The following is a 17,133-nucleotide window of genomic DNA, read 5'->3' as shown; positions in this document are numbered from 1 at the left end:
AAAGAATACTTCTTACCATTGATAGAAAAAACTCTACGCTCAAAGAAAGTATTTGCACCATCGTAACCTGTAGTTCTACGATATTCTTGAGAAAATACTCGATCTTCTAAATATTCCATATTAAAAGCATCACTCGTAGTAAAAGACGGAAACATATTTACTTTTACTGGTTTAGCATCAGTATAACTATTAAGTCCAAAAGCCTGACCTACAAGATACACTTGATTTTTTGATACCAAAAGCACACCTTCATAATTTGAATTGTTTGAACTGGGATTAGCCCACCTAGAAAGAAAATCTTTTCTATCCCAGTAATTGGTTCTCCAGTGTCTGGGTCGACAACTTCTGTTGGGATAGATTTAGATTGTTTGTATCCTATACCTAACTCCCCTGAACTCCCGTTTCCAAGAGCAGTAACAGAACCATCTTTTTTCAGAATAAAAATAGTTCTGTATCCTCTTACGTAATCCTTTACACCTGTCTCAACTAAAACCGTATCCACATAGAAATCGTCAGATTCATTAATGTACGAAACAAGGGTTTTTGCTCCTGGTGGAGTGTAACCATTCTGCATTTGGACATTTCTTGCACCCACAGGTGACTCTGCGACATTCTGATAACGCTGTACTCCATAAGTTTTCCCACTATCCATTGTTAGCATAAACGCTGAAGCATTATCCCAAGAGTTCCAGTATAAACTGTGACTCGTGATCTTATTGATTTTATCGAATGTGGCCGCCTGGGCTTTGGATTCCATGTTACTAAGTGGCACACCAAGAATTAATGCTAAAGCTAGAGTAAAGATCAAACTTCTTTTCCATCCGATCTTAATTTTTCGTTTATTGTTTGATTCCATAGTGCCCTCCTTAAATTCCTGATGTAGCAGTCGTTGTGAATTTCGATTTATACGTTCCAGAAATGACACCACTCTCTTTGCCATCTGCAGTTTTAATTACTCTCGGCAGAGAAAGTGTGTAATTCAGCTCAAAATCATATGCTCCCTGTCCTGTACTCACATCTGCCGAATAGAGTACAGTTGGCTGATGCGATAGTACCTGCTCTTTTGCTAGACTTCCGCCCTGGCTGAAATCAAGCGGGATCCCTGAAATGGTATTCTTGAGAGTTGCGGTTACCTGGACTGCATCGATGGGAATATAAAATTCTTTCCCGTCGATTGTTGTCACAAAGTCTGTAGCTGCCTGACTCACTGTCCATCCACCACCATTACCTCTATCATCAATAGCGCGAGATGTAACCACTGCCTGAGATTTTTGTTGTAGCCGAACAGATAGCGTAATATCCGTAAAATTCATTTTTGACTGACTTACCATGAAATTACCACCGGTCACCTGTACTTCTTTTTCCATGTCCTCTGCTGCAGCCACGCTCGGCATAGCAAGGGCTAAAGCTAAAATTGCGGCAAACCAGAATCGTTTCATTCATTCACATCCCTTTTTTTTATTTTTGAACATACCTTCGAACAATGTAACGATCACATGTAAACCACCTCCCTTCTTGAAAGAAAATACGCTACACGCTAAGCCTGTGGTGTTTGGAGGGTTTGCCGCCTAACTTGTTGCCGATCCTGCTCGTCCTCTTTCTTTTTTCTTCTTAAAATTAGGAATAACAACAAGAAGAACGTTCCAAAAATTAGAATAAGCACGAAGGCTCCAGCAACAATGGCCCATGGATGATTTTGCAGCCAATCTATAATTCCACCACGTCCTTGCAGGAGACCTGCATTACTCAGACTATCCTGTGCAAGTTTTGCATCTGCTTCAGTAATCGTGAAATTAAAGGTTCTGGATACCTTCTTCCCGTTGAAGTTGGTTTCGAAGTACGCACTATACTCCCCTGGCCATAGGATCTGATCTTTAACGTGATAGACCATGTCTGCTGTCTTACCTGCGTAGATAGATTTTTCTTCAGCGGCTGCATCGTAGGACTGGCTAAAGATCCCTTTGCCGTTTGCATCACGGATCATGATAAGTCCACTTGGCCTTTGCAAGATGTTCCCTGTATTGGCCAACTTGATGGTGAGCTGCGAATAACCATTGCTTATGTAACTGTGCTTGAAGTCATCAATGCTCATGTCTTGCACAGCAGCCTGTTTGTCCTTCTCCAGTACGATCTGGACCCCGATGCGTGGGATACGCTCGATCAGCAATACCGCTTTGTCCTGGACCTGGGATGGACTCGCTTCTTCAGCAGGAATTTGTTCAGCTACAATGCCTCCCACATATTCCCCCGGATCCAGATCCTTGGGCACTTTTACGGTATAAACGTATTTCAGCTTTTCAAGTGGTTTTAACCGGACTTTCTGTGCTTTGGATGGGGCTATCCATGCGCCCACGGAAGTATTCTTCTCCCCCTTCAGCATGTAGCTCTTTCCACCGTTGACCATAGGAGCTGCATCTGCCGGGTAGATCCATAGATCGATCGGCTTCTTAACAAGATTCTTCAGGTAAAATGTGTATTGTTTCGTTTCCCCACCGGTCACCTCGTCACGGTAATACCCGCTTGATTGTTCAATTTCTTTCACCGGCGAGAGTAAAAAATCAACGTCCGATGCAGCATTTACCTGTGTTTGAAGTGTGAATATCCAAAAAAAAGCGAAAAAAAATAAAGGTAAGCTTATTTTCAAAAAAAATCTCATTTTTAATCTCCCTCCTTAAAAAAAGAACGGGGCAGTGATACAGCCCCGTGAATATTAGTGTGGTGCTTGTGCGCTAAAGTCATCTCGGCTGGATTTATCAGCGTTGTAGAACATGACATCTCCATCCTTAACGTTGTATCTCTTCATAAATGAGTCCAGAATTGAATTCTGGTACCCTTCCAATTTCCACTGGTTCATCAATGGTGCATGAATGTATTGCAAATGCGGATCATTGACTTTCCCGTTCTGGATGGACTCGATATCAAAATTCACGACGATATATCCGTCTTTCAAGAAGATAGGTGATTTATCAGTGAGTCCGCCATTTGTACGGCCGTATTCAGCCAGATTTGTTCCAGCCGGGACGACATATGGAGCTGCTGGTATGCTGTACTCACCGTACCACTGCTGTATCGATGCATTTGCACGTTCCGGCGTAACAGAAGCATTACTTGGTATGTCCTTTGATCCGATCAGCGTCTTGAGCTGTTCCGGAAGAATGAGCTTATCGTACCCACCGACAGGCGTTTTTAGCTTAGTGTATTTCAGTACGTAGTTCCTCATAAACTCTTCTCGATCGACCCCAACTTTCTCGATTGTCGTCAAGTGCTGATCGTATTTCCAGTACCCTGAATTCTTCATGTCTCCCAGCGGAACATTCCGTAGTCGCTCATTTAAAACGACATAACGCTGGACTGTATCCTCTTCAGATCCAATTTTCACAAATGGTTTCTCATTAGTTTTGTAATACAAGTCAACTGGTATTGGTGTACCACCGCCCTTACTTACATATGTAAATGTCGGAGTTATACGAATTCCATCTTGTTTACTGAACATATTCCCCTTCGTTTTGAAGTCAAACTTGAAGTGGTATCCAGTTTTTACTGAGACATTGCTCATACCCGTTAATGGGTTACTACCCGGACGTATCGGCAATGTGTACTGCGCCAGGTTACCGCGGGGATCTCCATCAATACCATTCTGTCCTACCCAGTAGGAAGCCCCGCTCGGATCTTTACTGCCGGCGAATGTCCGGAACACTCTTTCCCAGTTGTAGTCCGCGATATCCGTGACATGAAAATCATATAACCGTCCAATGACTTCCACAGAAACCTCGTCTACTGCTGCGTGATTGGCCAGATCCAAGTTTGCGTCTGACTGCCAGTTATATCCCTCCGGAGCATTTTCAGCGATATTCCGGAAGTACACTTGGTAGTCACCTTCATCTACCCATACAGGCAGATAGAACTCAGTATCCAGTTGATTCACCGGTATGTCGATCCAAGTGTTAGCCGGGATAAATTGATTTCGACTGCCAGTATAGACATCGAACATGAATCGCACTTGTTTAGTCCGGAAATATTTGGCATAATCCCGATTTCCGTATCCAGGATACTGACTAACATCCAGGTGTTGTCCAGACGTTGGGATCCGGACGGTAAACGGTCTCTCCAGAATCAATGCTGATCGGCTCATATTAGGCTTCGTTTTCTGGTTGTGCGGCTGATCATCCGACACGGCAGAGTAGTTCACAACAGGCGTATGGACGGTTACGGTGTTAATGCCGTGGATATCGTATTCAAGTTCCTCCTCTTCGGCATCGATGCTACCTTCGGCCAGGATGTAATTGATTTTTCCTTTGCTGGTTGTATCCTTCTTGTTGACTTTTTCAGTAGGTATATAGTTGTACGGGCTGTACAGCACGTCTTTTCCGATATGCACTGGAGCTGGTATTTGACCAGGCTGCGGACCCTCCTTCGCTGTGCGCTGCTTATTCATAATAGTTTGGCCCTTGAATATCAGGGAATCGTTCTCGACTTGCACATCCGGAACAGCAGCTTCGGCTACTGCCTGTAGATTTTCTTCATCCATAGACGGTCTGCTTGTTCCCCCCGGCTTCGTTCGAGATGGTCCAGGAACGATACCCGGATCTGGAGCAGGGTAAATATCACCGATGGTGTCGGCCGTAAAGTCTGGTGGCGTATAGCCTTCAGGCGTGATCACGATTTGTTCACCGCTAAGAGCGTAGTTCTCAAGCGTAGCTTCCATGATGTTATATACACCCAGTTCAGCAATTGTCCAGTACGAGTATGGACGAATGACAGTGTACTCCGGTCTCCGCTCATCTGGTTCAGATCTCGGAATATCATAGACCGTAGATGTTTGACCATTAGGCGAAGTAACCGTTCTGGGATCCATCCATGTTAAGGTCCATTTTTGCAAGACGGTAACCTTGTATTCGCATGTGCCGGTCATCTGCACAAATTTGTTCTGGAACAAATAATCTCGACTGAAGACATTTCCGTACAAGCTTTCCGATGTCGGAATACCCTTCAGCACATCGAACATCTCACTTCCGCGCTGATCGGCTTTAATCATGGCTGTGACGACCGGATCCATGTACTTGCCATCTATGGTGCGCCCTGGAGCCGGTTGGGTACAAGTTGGTCCTCCAGGTGGTGGTGGATCTCCTTTAAGCTTGTAGTAGAAGTACACGTAATAGTTCGGATACTGGCCATTGTATACAAACTGTCCTGGATCTCCCGACTTTCGAGATAAGCTCGAAGGATCTCCTTGTGTACTTTTCTTGTGACCCTCATACGTGTACTTCTCACTAGGAGCGGTATGGGTGAAGTTGTATGACTTATCCTTCTCCAGCTTCACTTCCTTGTTGGCAAATCCGTCTACACCATCAAGGCTTTGGCCAGTTGTGGTCCAGTATTTTACCACAGCTTTGCCTTCTTCCGGTTCCAGCTCAATAGTGAACAGGGTTGGGAAGAAATAGCGATAGCCTTCGACATTTGGGTGAAAGACTTTTTTGTTCTCTATTTCTTCCTCAAGTCTTCTATCGACTGCTTGTGCCCTGGCTAATAATACTCCATCTTTAACGATAACTTCTTTCCGTGCAGAGTTCGTACCTTTTCCTAATACCGGTGTATTATCATAGTTATCATAGTTTCTGCTTGATGTTGCATCATTATAATATTGCTGGGGCTTTTCAGCTAATTCTCCACCACGCGAAGTTTTGAAAATTTTGTCTGCTGTAGGGCCCCCGTCAAAATTAAAAGGTTTAACTGTGATATTTTTGACTCTTCGACCAGAGGCAAATGTAAACTGGTAGGTTCCACCATCTACAACGCTAACTTTATCTCCCGGTTTATGTCCTTTATCAGTCCATTTACCTCCACTGTCTTTCCAAACTTCGTAATACACCATTCCAACAAAATAGTAAAGGTTTGGATTGTTTTCGTCTTGCGTATATCGACTTGCACCCACAGGGTAAATTGCTGCTTCAGCTTCACCAGATTGAAAAGTAAAAAGTACAAGCACAGAGGACAAAATGATTATTAAACTGAGTATGGAACTGATGGTCCTTTTCATTCAGATCATAGCTCCTTTACTTAAACGGATTAATGATGGCCACAGCGTATTCGTCCAGCTCACCATCTCTTAAAAGAATATAGTCTGCCTGTGTCATTTTGAAATTTTTCCATCCTTCGTAGCTATCAAGATATTCACCGTTTCTAAATTTATCCAACCGACTTAGTACGGGATAAAAATTCATGCCTGTCTTATCGTCATTATTGATAAATGCAGCATCTACTACTCCACGACCACGACCATAACTGTTCTTCACTAAAAATGTAATTGAGTTCCCTCTCTGGCTGCTACGGATTTGAACTCCATCGCCTAGTATTGAATCTTTTGTCTTGTTAATCTCATATACAATTTGTCCGTCACCTAACTTGATAGGAAGATCACTTTCCTTAATAATCTTAATATTCTTGTATTTCTCAAGCTTAATATTTTTGAAGAATTCTTCACTTTGTGTATATGCTTTAAAATCACTTAACTTGGTTAACTTAAACACTTTATCATCTGTACTCCGGAACTCTTTGTTACCGATCCAGACCCAACGACCAATCTTATCCCACTCTACCTTCTGGCCAAGTCCTTCACTCACCAAACGCAACGGAACGAATGTCCGGTTCTGCTTCAAGATAATCTGGGTACCGTAGTCTTTCTTCTGACCGTTAACCAGGGCTGTAGTCTGCCCGATCGTCATATCCACCTTATGGTCTTTGCTTACGACCCCCACCTTGGACACTTTTCCTTCCTTGGAGTACGTCACCTTGGCACCCAACGCTTCAGATACAAAGCGAATCGGAACCATGACACTACCTTGGCCATCTTGGAATGGCATAGCATCAGGAAACTTCATTTTCACGGTATTCAACAGTACCTCTACTTGCTTTGGAGTGCTTGCCGCATGAATTGTTGAACCCCCTGCTGTTGCAGTAATTGCCATTGCACCTATCAAAGTAGCAAGTAAGATTTTTTTCATTTTAAAATTTCTCCCTTCAATTTGGACTCTTTACAATTTATCGGCATATTAATAAATCTCTCTTAGCCGACATTAAATACTAAGAGCACTCGATGTTAATCAATATATTAACTAATATATTACTATTATATCATGGTGTTAAAATTTCTCCTAAATACTTTTCGGCTAAATTGAACATATTTAATTCTTAGGGGCTCGACTCTGTGCCGGTTCTGAATCATACTCTTTAATGCGGCCACTTAGGAGAATGATTATCCTTTCTCCATCCTTCCCTTAAGGATGAACCGACACAAGATCCAACACCCATATCTTTATCTCTTATTCAGCGAGTCAGTAGGCATGTATCCTGCAGCTGCTGCATCCTTCTCAGATGTAAAGGTTTCTAGAACACGTAGGTTTAATGGATAGTTACTACGATAGTAGAATTTCAGACCTGTACTTTCGTCTACTGCCCCATAGACTACGTTCTTCTTCAAAATACGACCGCTCCCAAATGCATAGTTATTATAGAATTGGTGTCCCACCGGTAGTCCCTGAATAAATGCCATGATTCCAACGTCATTAATGCTGTTTACCCATTCCTCATTAGGGATCAGTGGGAGTTTAAATTGATAATAACTACCCAGTCGAGTTGCAAAAGTATTATGCTTGTTTATGAAGTAAGCCACATCTTTCTGCACCGACTTTACGATTGTATTACGACGTACTTCATCAAACAGTTTTGCGTTATTCAGTAACGGAACATCAGTGAGTCCTTCCAACTCTTCACGGTATCCTTCGACCCAGGTCTGAGTGGAAGCTTGATATACTTTTACATAACTGTCTAATGTGAAATTGATACTGTTCCCAGCTTGATCCGAATATGCATAAGGTTTTTCAGGCTTCCAAGCGTGCTTATAGACTTTTTGACCTGAAGTATCCGTATATTCAGTGAATGCATAGAGATGAAACCCGTTATAATCGGTAACTGCTATAACCGGTACATAAGATTCGAGGACACCCTGGGAGACCTGGTCAGTTCCTGACCCAAAATTGAGGTACATTGTTTTCCAAAAAGTTTCTATAGCTGCATCTTTATTGGCATTAAAGAACTTAGTAGACTGATAAGAAGCCTCTTTATCTTGATTTTCATTTTGATTTAGTGCGTATGCAGCATCTTGGACAGCTGTATGTAGTGCTGCTGAATATTGTTTTTCTAAACGATTTACAGTTTTCTGATCCGATACCCTCATGTCCATGATTAGATAAAACGGCACAACGATGAGAATAAATATAATTGCCAGATTAGTTGTCTTCATTGATTACCATCCCGCCGTATGGAACAAAAATCTTGGTATTACCTGTATTATTAGCAAGGAACATATCTTGCATATGTGTTGCTGGTGTTCGGTTTTTGTTTTTAATGGATACCGTGAAAAAGTCGCCAACTTCCAAGTGATATCGTCTATTGTTGCTCTGCAACGATTCAGTTGAGTTTGGAAACAAGACCTGCATAATATCATTGGTGTAAAAATTGCTGAAATCCGTAACATATTTCCCTTCAAAAGTATTGGGGTTTGCTGGATCTCGATATACTGGAATGTAAAGTTTGTGTTCGTGCACCATTTCTACTTCAAAGAGGTTTCCAGTAGTAGCAAGTTCCTCATTAAATTCTTTATACATGGTTGGCGTGATATATCCCTTGGTACGTACTGCATCCACGAATCGGGTGACAGTCTTGTGTGAAACAATTTGGGCCAAGTCATCTTGACGTTCCATACTTTGATACAAAGGATATATGAACAAAAGTATGATCCCTATAACCGAGGCAAATATTTTAGATAATTGAGACCCCAATCATGCCCTCCTCCTTATGTAAAAATAATGGTTGTAATCAATCCTGCAGTATTACGTACATATTTTGTTCTATAAGACTTTTTAAGGTTGATCATGGAGACATCTGTGTTATCAATGTCAATGGACTGAGTAAAGGTGATACCTTCCACCTGTATGTTCGCTCCAATCTTTTGAATACGTTGTATGCTTTGCAACACTTCTGCACCACTGTAGGTCTCATCTTCAATCGATCCTGAAGTAGTGAACAATCTATAGTCCATGTTGGATACTTCTTGAATGGATGCTTGGTATCTTTGTTGATGATCCAGTTCAAATGAAGCAGATCCTAAAGCTATAATGAAAATCATGATCCAAGTAGCATAATAAATGAAGTCATTTGTACTCTCATTCAACTCTATCGTTCCTTTCTTGAAAATCTCCCTTCCCTCTTATGAGAGAAGGGAAAATCTTGAGAAATTCTTTAGGGCATCTGCGTGAATTCGATTCCTACAACAACAGAGTTAGCATCTCGAATAACTTTAGGTTCGAAGCTTCCTGATAGATTAATGTATGCACTTGAAGTTGGATTTTCTGCTTTAGCAAAATCATTCGATTTTTGTGCCGTAACTGTTCCGTCACTTGTAAACGGATTTCCGTAGAAGGAAGTATCGCCTTTACCCGTAATTACTTTGATTCCAAATTGAGGTTTTTTCGCATACTGACGGATAGCATTAACGACCTGGCTACCTGTTTTTGGACCACTGGTGTACTGAGTGTATTTTGCATCACTCATGGCATTAAAAATACCATTCATTTCATCAGCCGCTTCTTTACTTTTTTCTTGTGCTGTAGTGGTCAGATAGTACACAAAGGTGATAAGGAGTACTGTTAAAAAAATTCCTGCGGCTACCTTTAGCCAATCTGGTACGTTATTCATCTTGCATTATCTCCCTTTAAATAAATTTAGTTTTGTGTCTGGTTCAATAAGAAAACAACAGATGCGATGATTTCAACGGTTACAATGAATGCCCACCTGTGCAAACCAAGCTAAGGTATTTGACATCGATTAACCTCTCATCTAAAAGCCTATTGATGACAAGCTCTTATAAGACATATAGATCATTGGGAAAACCAGATACATAAAAATCATAAGGCTGGTGGGTATAAACCCGATCATCTTACCAGTCACTGCTTTTTGTTGAATCATACGATTCAGTTTGTCCTCTTTGTCCTTAGCGTGATAGTCTTGCTGCATATGAAGATCATTGAATGATTCACCGACTGAGACTTTTTCACTTGCGCGAATCAACCTTCTCACAACTCGATCAAAAGATTCAAAAGGAGCTTCTTCACGCAACTCCTGCAATGCTTGTTCCGCACCACTTTCATAGTTCAGTACAGCTCGTCGTAATGGCGTCTTGAAAATGACGCTAAATCGTTCCAACCATTCTAGAACCGTATCCACTGACATTCGATCAAACTGCATAAGGATCGAGATTAATGTGTGGAATTGGTCCACCTCATTTTGTATTTCCATGGCACGCATTCGTCTCTTAAACTGGAGAATCCACATCGGTATGTAATAGACGATAAATGCTACCCCGATGGCTATAAACAATTCCCACCATTTGAAATATTCATTTTGAATAATGTTCATTTTGGTTAAAATTCGATCCACCGTTTGATCTAGCATTGCCGGATCCATGTTGATGCTTGTTTGAGCTTTAATGGTTTGAACCAAACTATCTCTTGATTGATCTTTCACCTCCATAAAATCTTTCATTACTGCGTTGTCAAACGATGTTAATTGATTTGCTTGCTGAAGCTCATCGCCTGTTAACGAACCTAAAATATTTGATTGTATTGCAGTCGGTGTCGTTATAATTTGATGGGCTGCATTGTAGTGCAGAAATACACATAGGATGACAACGGTAATAAAACTGGCCAAACTCACCGTCAATCGCTGTATATAAAACCACTCTTTAGTTAGTGGCGAGTTTGATTCTTTTAAAAGCCTGGACAGTTTATAATGCGCTCTTGTATGCCGCTGTGGAACTAATCGATCTACAATCCATTTAGCCCAGGGCCAAGAGTAAACTTTCTTTTCCCACTGTTTCTTTGATGAAGACCCACCATTCCTATCCTCATCAAGTTCACCAACCTTCCGGACGAACACATAACTGATCACAGAAGTTGCAAAAATGAGAATTAAAGTGATGTATCCCAGTCTACTGCTGTAAAACTGTTGGGTTACAGGAAAGTACGTCTCCGACCACTTGCGTACCGGAAAGGACAGAAGAATTGGTGATAAGGCAATCATTGTTAGACCTTGTAGTTGGTAATTCAAAAGTCTTTTACGTAGCAGATCATCTCTAATCTGTTTGACAAACTTAGTGATTGTGGCCAAGTACATAGATCCATCAGACGTTTTTTTATCCCCGTATTCCATAACCATATGGGATACGCCAGCAAATATTTTGAGATAACGATTGGGTGCAACCGCATAATATTCACTTAGCTTTCCTTCTGGATCTTCTGAAGAAATAACTTCATGTATCTTTTCAGTCTGCAATTTAATGGTGTGTGGAGATATTTGGGCTGCGTTATACAGGGCATCATCCACTCGCTGTGTTTCTTGATATTCATGGCGCGTTTCTTCCAAAAAATCTGCAAATTGATTCAACAATCGATTCTCCACTCGACTCACAAAAATAGTAATGAGCAGTCCGTTTGCCACTATGGCTATCGCTATCGCAATCATGATAGCGATAAAGCTCCAACTTACAAAGGCAACTAACGTTATTCCAATAAAGATAAAGCCAAGAATCCAAAAGGTAATCCGCATGGTTTCTTTACGTATGGTGAATTCATCATAAGTGTTGATTAATGACAACCTTCTGCGGATACTACTAAGTTGATTCCGTAGAATAGGTATCCCTGAGAATCTGTCATATGACCTTTGATAAAACACCATCATTTTTGCGTTTGTACGTTTTTGAACACGACTAGCAGTAAAGATATCTACCTTTTTTTTCTGATCTTTCTTCGACTTAAAAAAGTAGTAAATCAACGGGGTACTCGTGAGTACCAATATTGAGAGAAGAATGATTAATCCTATATCCATTGGTCCTGTCCTCCCCAATGTTCATTTAGGAAAATGTCAAATGCGATACAATCTTCCTCAAGCATTGCTTCCTTCATCTGCTTAATCCGTTCCGGAGAAATTGTTTTGACAGCTACATATCCTCCATCTCTATATTCGATAACATTAGATTCTTTCCAAATTGGTCCATACTGTCTCCGTAAACTTTCTTTCTTCATTTCCTCGTAATCTTCTGTTCGATCGAAAAATGATTCGTCATACTGAACCAGATTAATCTCCGTGAAACGCTCAAGATAACGTTTCCCAGTATGATCCCGAGTAGCATGTACGTCCCACTTGATTGCTTCCGCTACTTGTTGCTCCGCTAATCGTTCATCTTGAAGTATGTCCATGGATAGGAGCGCATCTCGGAACCATTTGATAAGCTGCTTAGTCGATACTGCGTGATGGGAGAATATCGTAAACAAACTGCCTGACTGCGTCATTTGAATCATCCAGGATGCAACGGACTGACTTGCTACTTCTCCCAAAATACTTACATCCGTATCCAATTTCTTCTTTAGATCCAAGGCTTTCTGTCCTGGAACGGTTGGTATTTCTTTGAGTGCCATGGAATTTCTACCTGGGTAGAGTTGTCGCAAGTTAAGTTCGAAAATAAGTTCCAACGTTCGCAAATTCAGAAAGGCATAAATAAATCCGATACTCGTCATCATCAATGAGGTTTTACCTGCACCTGGATTCCCTGTAAATCCGGTTGTTTGTCCACCTTTCATTAAAAACTTGAGCATATTTCTTGGCAGCTCGGCATTTTTATGAGAGTCTGGAATCAAAAATTCCATTGATAGATTCGGGATATCAAATTTCCGTACCCAAAATGCCCAATTCTCAGCAAATGGTGGTCGAACAACGACAACACGCGATCCATCTGCCATGTCGTTCACTACATAACCTGTTGTTTCTGTTAAGGGACCAGGACTATTATGCTTGTAAATGTTTTGTGCAACGCGCTTAGTTTCCAATTCTGATTCGAATTCCAAAAATGATAGGTGAATCGTTTTACCTTTGTGGAAAATTGAGACAGAGTTATTACCGCGTTTGGTATGTCTCATCCTGCCCAATAACTCAATTTCATGCTCTACCGTCTTCATTTTGTCTGGTGCTCCGGAGACACCTCCAGATACTCCATCAATAGTCATATCCCTGATTTCATCGATTACGCCAAACCCTTTGTACAACTGATAAACTCGCTGAACAACGATACTAAGCTTATCCTTGAAATCAAGGCTGCGGATCTCTTTTCGGTAAACTTTTTGGATTTCATCATCTGTAATGATGTAAGATGGGGTTTTCCCATCTTCAATGACATATTTGAGTTGCGCTAAATTATACTTTTCAATCATGTATGTCAGTGCTTTATAGCCGTGCTCTTTCTTGAAGTGATGCATCAAGATGTCGAAACGATCCTGTGAGGTTAATTTATCGGGTTGTGTAAACGGCAGAACGAGATCGATATTGGACTCATTAATCCCATACTCACGTTCAAGAATATTATCGATCTGCTGCTTCACATAAATTTTGTCGCTAATTTCTCCCGAAACCGTGTTACGCAATGATTTCCGAAATTCATTGATGATGGCTTGTCGACGTTCAAACTCTTCACCTGACAAACCCATATCCATTAAGTTTGTGTTTATGAAATCATTAATCATGACTTTCGTGAATTCGACCAACTCAGGAATGGAATACTGTTCGGCTCTCGCTTGGGCTAAGTCATCATTTTTTCGAATTGGTTTTTTCCAAAGTAGGTATAAGAAAAGTGTGATAAAACCAAGGACAGTAGTGGCAATAATCAAAAAATTAATAATGCCTGATGATGCCATCTACTTATGCTCCTTTTCCAGAAATTTGTTTGATGCTTGTATTAACTCCCGCGGCATTCAAAATGTGGATCGCAAGCTTCCGTGCCTCTTCGATAAAGAATCGATTTGGATGAAACTTAGGCAGCTGCTGATTTCTCCGAAAGAACCCCTGAAGGTCTCCATCATTAGAGTGGTCTTTGAAACTAGTATTGTACGGAAGCGAGAACACTGGTCCTTTATAACGGAACTTATTACAGATATTTCTGATTTTAAATTTTGAGTCCTCGTCATACTGACTAATGAGCAGGATAAACGGCTTCTCCTTTATTGCTTCAGGCATGCTCTCGCGTTGTAAGAAGAATCGTTCTAATACATTAATGTTTTGAGATAAACAAACCACATTCAAGTCAGATTGATTTAATGCATCGCGGATCACCGGGCTGTTACCACCGCTGTGCAGATCAAGAAGCACCAGATCATAATATTCAGTGGCTTTTTTGTAGATTAGGTTTATCTCTTCGCTCGCATTGTCAAATTGAATGCGATCACTTTTGTCTGTACCTTTAAGAATATCAAGCCGGTCAGGCATTAAAATAAGGGAGTTATTCTTTACTGCATCACGCTCGATTTTTCCAGATCGGACAGCACGTTCAAGGGCATCCAAACCTCCACTCGTTTGGAACCCTTGGGGATTCTGAGATTGTACAGTTTTCTGGAATATGCGCTGAAGTGTGTTATCAGCCCATTGCGGCTGAGAGAGTAAGGTACGTACTTGGTATTCCATTCCAATTAGTGCAGCAACAGCAGCTGTACTGCTGGTTACACCTAAACCATGTTGAATCCCCCAAAAAGATATAATTGTCATTATTTTATTTTCCCCTCTCTGCTTGCTTCCAAAGAACCTTCATTTCTTTGGTCGTTTGTTCTAGGAGTTGTCCCAAAACACCCTGAAGAGCTGATTTAAGTTCTCCTGACAACTTTTTGATATGCAACATGGATAAATGCTGATTCATGTGTTTGCTTTCCAGATCACTTTCGTCTGGATAAAACACAAATGTTTCTTTCCAATCGATCGGGTGCATCTCAAACAACTCATTAATCACTTGTTCTGTGTATTTTGTTGACTCCTGTATCAGCTTGAACATTGGGACCAAGTCTGACTGGCTTTTCCCTTGGAAGAAATAATCCATTAGTTCCACGTTCCGCTGTATTACAGCATTATCATGTGACGTAACCAGGAAGTACTGATCTGCATTTGGCCAACGTTGAAGTTCTTCCTTATAACTAATGTCTATAAGGGCGAAGTCATAGGAATCTTCAATCATCAACTGTTCATATTTTTCAAGTGTCATGTTTTCGATCACATCGAATCGATCGTGTTGCTGCGTCCCTGTTTGTTCAGGAATTTTAGGATAAGCGTAGCGATAATCAGCATTGGATGTTACATCCACAACCGCGACTCGGTGATGTATAGAGAGTAACTTTGCGATATAGAAAAGAATGTCTGATTTTTCAAAAGCGCCGATAAATACGACTTGCTTCATCATGGTGTCTCAGCTCCTACACTATTTTGATCATTGAAGATCATTTCGGTATCTACTTGGGGAGTTGTTATCAAATCGTTTGTTGATTGTTGCTGTGTTGTTGGCTGTGCGCTTTTGGCTTGGTTTTCCGCTATCTGTTGAGTGTTCAACTTATTTTTATACTCTTGTTTCTGCTCCGGAGTCATTGCATTCATTGCCTCTTCCAATTTGATTCTATTTCTCCGCTCCAGCTCTGTTGTAGCTTTTTGGACGATGTTCGGGTCCGAATTGATAAGATCCAGTACTGCTTTATTGGCCGGATAAGTGGTTATGGCTTTCTCTTGAATGCCAGGTTCTACATATGACAACGCGTAAATAGTTGCATCCTGAATGTACGCATCAACAATTGCACCAGAGATATTAAGAATCTCTTTTTCATTCATGTGATACCAAACGGTCCCGTCAATCAAATCTTCTACGCGCTTCTTACTTAGGATGATGTAATCCTGCCCCGACGGGAACTTTATACGAACATCGACGTAATCACTTTTCTGAAGTTTTGAGGGAAGTTCCATCAACCTAAACTCTTGACTACGAAGGTCTCTCGAAGTGATTTCATCTTCGTAGATTACAGTGGAGGTAACGGGTGTGTTAGTGGGCAACTCCACTTTTGCAACCTTACCTCGAATTAATTCTTTAGAAAGCACCATTTCCTCTGATACAGCATTGCGTGGCATCAGACGTGTTTCCAAATCACTCTCTTGTATGGGTTCACCAGATGAAATGTTCCTAGTGACGACTTCTACCTTAATCATGTCTTCTTTAAGTACTTGCTGGGTTTGTGCAAGTTCTTGTTCTACTGATAAGCGCTTTTCAGTGTACTTATTAGTCAAGTGGTTGACATACAGAAAACCAAAGATGCTGCAAAGCAGTAGTACTGAAAGTGCACCAATCCCTCCTGCTAAAAGTAATTGTTTTTGCCGAAACCGGATTTTAGACATTGTAAATCTCCTTTGACGTTAATATATAATAATATCAATATACTAATATACTAATATTTTTCCACCCATATTTCGTTGTAATGAACGACTCTGTTCTTTCCGAGTGATTTAGCTTTATACATTGCCTCATTTGCATTCTTGAGACATTCTTCAGCAGACCATTCTTCTGTCCAGTCACAAACACCTATGCTCGCAGTTACTGCATGTACATTTTGATCTGACTGGTACGTAACTTCATTTTCAACTCTTTTCCGGGTATCCTCAGCTTTTTTCAGTAACGAGCCAGAGTATGAATCTGTTAGAATAGCGACTACTTCCTCTCCACCATACCTACCTACAAACCCAATCCCATCAAATTCTTCCTTTACTATTTTTGCAACTGATTTTAAGACTTCATCACCAGCAGCGTGTCCAACGGCTTTATTTATTGATTTAAAGTCATCCAGGTCCAAGAACATTATACTGAAATCCACTTGTGCATCAATCGTTGACCGTATAACTTGTTTTATTTTTTTGTTGTTCAGAAGGCCTGTTAAAGAATCAGTAATGGCTTTGACGTATGTCCCTTCTATGATTCGTGATTGATAATCTATCGTTACCAATAAAAGAAGCATACAAAGTGCAATTCTGACTACTGTCACTACATTACTTAGAGCATCCGGGTTACCGCCGAGCCCCTGGTACAGATAGATCAAACCAACTATATTTATTAAGATCAACAATATAAAGTATTTTATCTCGTTTCGTATTTCTTTATATGTTTTGACGGCGATAAAAACAGAAAACAATAACGAAGCAGCATAAACATAGGGGGTTACACCCATTACAATT

At 40.9% G+C, this 17,133-nt stretch carries 16 protein-coding genes; all 16 read right to left on the bottom strand.

What is annotated here, in order from left to right; genetic code table 11:
• The coding region (locus tag C0Q44_RS30550; protein ID WP_219845205.1) for a hypothetical protein at positions 1–239 on the bottom strand (239 nt) is incomplete at its 3' end.
• A complete protein-coding gene (locus C0Q44_RS28655) occupies positions 209–856 on the bottom strand; it encodes a hypothetical protein (protein WP_105410545.1) in 648 nt (215 codons plus the stop codon). The genes C0Q44_RS30550 and C0Q44_RS28655, both read right to left, overlap by 31 nt.
• A gap of 10 nt (positions 857–866) precedes the next feature.
• The gene (locus C0Q44_RS28650; RefSeq protein WP_105410400.1) at positions 867–1,439 is read right to left on the bottom strand and encodes a hypothetical protein; all 573 of its coding nucleotides are present in this window, start codon (positions 1,437–1,439) and stop codon (positions 867–869) included.
• 98 nt (positions 1,440–1,537) lie between these two features.
• On the bottom strand, positions 1,538–2,542 hold the full coding sequence (locus C0Q44_RS28645; protein WP_181151201.1) for a WxL protein peptidoglycan domain-containing protein: 1,005 nt from the start codon (positions 2,540–2,542) through the stop codon (positions 1,538–1,540).
• Between the two features lie 168 nt (positions 2,543–2,710).
• Positions 2,711–6,037 (bottom strand): DUF5704 domain-containing protein, encoded by a 3,327-nt coding sequence (locus C0Q44_RS28640; protein WP_219845204.1) that lies wholly within the window; start codon positions 6,035–6,037, stop codon positions 2,711–2,713.
• A gap of 16 nt (positions 6,038–6,053) precedes the next feature.
• Positions 6,054–7,001, bottom strand: coding sequence for a stalk domain-containing protein (locus tag C0Q44_RS28635; protein WP_105410544.1), 948 nt, complete (start codon positions 6,999–7,001; stop codon positions 6,054–6,056).
• 311 nt (positions 7,002–7,312) lie between these two features.
• A complete protein-coding gene (locus C0Q44_RS28630) occupies positions 7,313–8,299 on the bottom strand; it encodes a hypothetical protein (RefSeq protein ID WP_105410543.1) in 987 nt (328 codons plus the stop codon).
• Positions 8,286–8,837, bottom strand: a complete 552-nt coding sequence (locus tag C0Q44_RS28625; RefSeq protein WP_105410542.1) for a hypothetical protein — start codon at positions 8,835–8,837, stop codon at positions 8,286–8,288. Before C0Q44_RS28625 ends, C0Q44_RS28630 begins: the two co-directional genes overlap by 14 nt.
• A gap of 14 nt (positions 8,838–8,851) precedes the next feature.
• Complete coding sequence (locus C0Q44_RS28620; RefSeq protein ID WP_181151215.1) at positions 8,852–9,184, bottom strand: hypothetical protein; 333 nt, start codon at positions 9,182–9,184, stop codon at positions 8,852–8,854.
• A 113-nt stretch (positions 9,185–9,297) separates the two neighbouring features.
• Positions 9,298–9,753, bottom strand: a complete 456-nt coding sequence (locus tag C0Q44_RS28615) for an ABC transporter permease (protein WP_105410540.1) — start codon at positions 9,751–9,753, stop codon at positions 9,298–9,300.
• 141 nt (positions 9,754–9,894) lie between these two features.
• Positions 9,895–11,940: a hypothetical protein gene (locus C0Q44_RS28610; RefSeq protein WP_105410539.1), complete on the bottom strand. Its 2,046-nt coding sequence runs from the start codon at positions 11,938–11,940 to the stop codon at positions 9,895–9,897.
• Positions 11,931–13,799: a P-loop NTPase family protein gene (locus tag C0Q44_RS28605; protein ID WP_105410538.1), complete on the bottom strand. Its 1,869-nt coding sequence runs from the start codon at positions 13,797–13,799 to the stop codon at positions 11,931–11,933. Before C0Q44_RS28605 ends, C0Q44_RS28610 begins: the two co-directional genes overlap by 10 nt.
• A gap of 4 nt (positions 13,800–13,803) precedes the next feature.
• Entirely contained in the window at positions 13,804–14,643 is an 840-nt protein-coding gene (locus C0Q44_RS28600) for a CpaE/TadZ family protein (RefSeq protein WP_105410537.1), read from the bottom strand.
• A 4-nt stretch (positions 14,644–14,647) separates the two neighbouring features.
• Positions 14,648–15,325, bottom strand: coding sequence for a hypothetical protein (locus C0Q44_RS28595; protein WP_105410536.1), 678 nt, complete (start codon positions 15,323–15,325; stop codon positions 14,648–14,650).
• Positions 15,322–16,302 carry an SAF domain-containing protein gene (locus C0Q44_RS28590; protein WP_105410535.1) on the bottom strand — a complete coding sequence of 327 codons (981 nt, stop codon included), beginning with the start codon at positions 16,300–16,302 and terminating at the stop codon, positions 15,322–15,324. The genes C0Q44_RS28595 and C0Q44_RS28590 overlap by 4 nt, the downstream gene beginning before the upstream one ends.
• A gap of 50 nt (positions 16,303–16,352) precedes the next feature.
• The gene (locus tag C0Q44_RS28585) at positions 16,353–17,126 is read right to left on the bottom strand and encodes a GGDEF domain-containing protein (protein WP_181151214.1); all 774 of its coding nucleotides are present in this window, start codon (positions 17,124–17,126) and stop codon (positions 16,353–16,355) included.
• Between the last annotated feature and the right edge of the window lie 7 nt (positions 17,127–17,133).

It is taken from the genome of Paenibacillus sp. PCH8 (genome assembly GCF_002968835.1).
Classification (GTDB): Bacteria; Bacillota; Bacilli; order Paenibacillales; family Paenibacillaceae; genus Paenibacillus.
This window is presented reverse-complemented; position numbering and strand designations above follow the sequence as displayed.